Source organism: Rhodococcus sp. HNM0569 (assembly GCF_012726205.1).
GTDB lineage: Bacteria > Actinomycetota > Actinomycetes > Mycobacteriales > Mycobacteriaceae > Rhodococcus_F.
Map to the genome: position 1 here is coordinate 1 of NZ_JAASAE010000033.1, position 2,512 is coordinate 2,512.

Consider the following 2,512-nt stretch of genomic DNA (forward strand, 5'->3'; position numbering starts at 1 on the left):
CCCGGCACCACCGGACGCAACCAGCGATCGAGCACGTGCAGCACCGCTCCGGGCACCGGACGGCCGCCGCTCGGGTCCACATCGGACCCGACGATCCCGAACGAGACGTCACCCGCGATCTCGGACGAACCATAGGAGTCCACGAGTTCGACGCCCGGCATCGCGCGCTGGACAGTCGCCGCGACACGAGGGTCGAGCCGCTCACCGCTCGACACCACCCGATGCAGGGGCGGCACGTCCTGCGCTCCGGTGCCGGCCCCACCGTCCCCGTCGAACAGTGCCCCGAGCATCGTCGGCACCGCAGTCACCTGCGTCACCGACTCCCGCACCATCAACCCACGCAACGCAACCGGATCGACAGCCACCTCGTCCGACGCCAACACCACCCGCGCCCCCGAACACAACCCCGCCAACAACTCCGTCACACCATCGACGAACGTCACCGCACTCTTCGACACCCGCACATCCGGCACACCCGCAGGCACCGACCACCGATCCACCGCCCACGACACACGATTCGCCAACNTGCGTCGGACCCGCGCTCGACGGCGGACACCACGGTGTCGTCGTCGACGTACACCACGGGCGCGCCACAGGTCGCGAGGACGCCTGCGAATTCCGTATCACCCTGGGGAGTCGGTGATCCCGTGGACGTCACTGTGAGCACCAGTGCGGGTGCGGCATCGGCGAGCATCCGCACGACCCGTTCGCGCGGATGCGACGGATCGATCGGCACGATGCCGGCTCCCGATGCCAGAACGCCCAGCAACGACACGACGGAATCGACACCCCGCGGCATCGCGACCGCGACACGATCTTCGGCACCGACACCGCACCCGCTGAGGAAGCGGGCGAGCCGGGCCACTCGCCCACCGATTTCGCGATAGCTCAACTCGACGCGGCCGCTGGTGGTTTCGGCGGTGACTGCCGTGCGCTCGGGGTACGCGGAGACGGCGCAGGCGAACAGGTCGGCAACCGTCGTCTCCCCGTCGACGGAGTCGCCGGGCAGGCTCCTGGGCTCGCCGGGCAGCAGCACGTCGAGCTCGGAGACCCGCCGCGTGGTGTCCTCGAACGCGTCGAGCATCGCGACGAATCGCGCCGCGATCGCGTCGGCGGTGGCTCGGGTGAACAGCGACGTCGCGTACTCGAGGCGGACGGCCAGGCCGTCGCCGGTGTCTTCGACGTCGAATGTGAGGTCGAATTTCGCTGCGGGCACGGGGGTGTGGAAGAACTCGGCGGACCGACCACCGAACCGCAGGGCATCGCGTTGCGCACGGAACTGCACCATCGTCTGGAAGATCGGGTGACTCGCGAGTGTGCGCTGCGCGCCCACCACGTCGACGACGCGGTCGAACGGCAACACCCGGTGGTCGAAGGCGTCGAGATCGTCGTGGCGGGTGGTCTCGAGCAGTGCGCCGAGCGTCGGATTCGTCGACAGGTCGGTGCGCAGCGCGCCGGTGTCGACGAAGCACCCGATCAACTCGTGCAACCGTTCGTCGCCACGAGAAGTGACGGGAGTGCCGACGACGACGTCCGCGCTGTCGGCGAGCGCGCCGAGCGTGAGCGCGGCTGCCGCGTGGACGAGGACGAACATCGTGGCCCGATGCTCCTGCGCGACTGCCGCCAGGCGCCGAGCCCGCGCGGCGTCGATCGAGTGGAAGACCGTGTCGCCGGTCGGTGCGCCGCGCTCGAGGGCGGCCGCGTCGTACGGCAGTGGAAGCTGCTCGGGGGCGCCGGCGAGGCGATCGCGCCAGTAGCGGTGGTCACGTTCGTGTGCCGCCGTGTGGGCGGCCGCGACCTCGGCCTCCCACAGCGCGTAGTCGCCGTACTCGAGCGCGGGTTCGGGCAGGACGGCGTCCTCGCCGAGCGCGGCGGCGTAGGCGGTACTCAGCTCGCGCACGACGATCGGCGCCGACCACTCGTCCGCCGCGATGTGGTGGACGAGTACGAGGACGAGCGATTCACCTTCCGGCGAGCGCAGGTCGGGCGGGTTCGCCGCGACGACCGACACCCGGATCGGGATTTCCGTGCCGAGGTCGAAGGGCCGCCGCACGCGCTCGGCCACGTGCTCGGCGAACAGCGCCGCGCGAACCTGCTCATCGGTGTGCGCGGAGTCCGGCAGCGTGACGACCTCGAAGGGCACTGCGAAATCGTCGAGCCGGCGCTGGATGCCGCGGCCTTCCTCACCTTCGGGAAAAACACTGCGCAGCACGGAATGCCGAGCGACCACGGTACGCGCCGCGCGTGCGAGCGCCTCGGCGTCGAGCGCGCCCGGCACGCGGATCGCGAAGGGAATGTTGTACATCGGGTTCTCGGGCTCGAGTTGCCGGCGGAACCACAGCCCCCGCTGCGCATTCGACAGCGGGGTGTCTACGCTGCCGCGACGACGCAACTCGGGGCCGGTGCGCGTCGGCGGGGTGTCGCCTGCACGGGAATCGACCAGTGCGGCAAGCTCGCCGATGGTCGGGTGATCGAACACGTCCCGCACCGACACACCCGGAAGCCGCGCCAC

Annotated in this window: 2 protein-coding genes; both read right to left on the minus strand. The window is 70.4% G+C overall.

Features of this window, described 5'->3' with window-relative positions:
* On the minus strand, window positions 1-443 hold a 443-nt coding region (locus tag HCA44_RS20650), incomplete at its 3' end, for an AMP-binding protein (RefSeq protein ID WP_169651211.1).
* Window positions 440-2,512, minus strand: a 2,073-nt coding sequence (locus tag HCA44_RS20655) for a condensation domain-containing protein (protein WP_206038449.1), incomplete at its 5' end; no start/stop codon positions are given. The genes HCA44_RS20655 and HCA44_RS20650, both read right to left, overlap by 4 nt.